General features: G+C 47.7%; 1 protein-coding gene. It reads left to right on the top strand.

All coding sequences use genetic code 11. The features are described from left to right. Window positions 1-646, top strand: a 646-nt coding sequence (locus ACWHAR_RS27820; protein ID WP_452088535.1) for an HDIG domain-containing metalloprotein, incomplete at its 5' end; no start/stop codon positions are given. Window positions 647-675: the final 29 nt, after the last annotated feature.

Raw genomic sequence — 675 nt, forward strand, 5'->3', positions numbered from 1 at the left:
GACATTTGAGGTTGGTGTTCACGGCCTCCACCCAGATCTCATCAAGATCCTCGGCCGCTTAAAGTTCCGTACAAGCTACGGTCAAAATGTGCTTAAGCATTCCATGGAAGTCGCATTCTTGGCCGGTCTAATGGCATCGGAGCTTGGTGAAGACGCAAAGCTTGCTAAACGTGCGGGTCTTCTTCACGACATCGGGAAAGCAATTGACCATGAAGTAGAAGGAAGCCACGTTGAAATCGGGGTAGAGCTTGCGACCAAATATAAAGAGCACCCAGTCGTGATTAACAGTATTGCATCACACCACGGGGATGAGGAGCCGACTTCCATTATCGCTGTGCTGGTAGCTGCAGCAGATGCGCTTTCCGCTGCAAGACCTGGCGCAAGAAGTGAGACGCTCGAGAATTATATTCGAAGACTTGAAAAACTCGAAGAAATTTCTGAGTCCTACGAAGGTGTTGAAAAATCATTTGCCATTCAGGCTGGACGCGAAGTGCGTATTATGGTGAAGCCGGATTCAATTAATGATCTTGAGGCTCATCGACTGGCGCGAGATATCCGCAAGCGAATTGAGGACGAGCTCGATTATCCAGGTCATATTAAGGTGACAGTAATCAGAGAGACTCGAGCCGTAGAGTATGCAAAATAAAGTGATGCGCTAAGCATCACTTTATTTTG

The organism is Bacillus sp. LR--39, assembly GCF_053613335.1.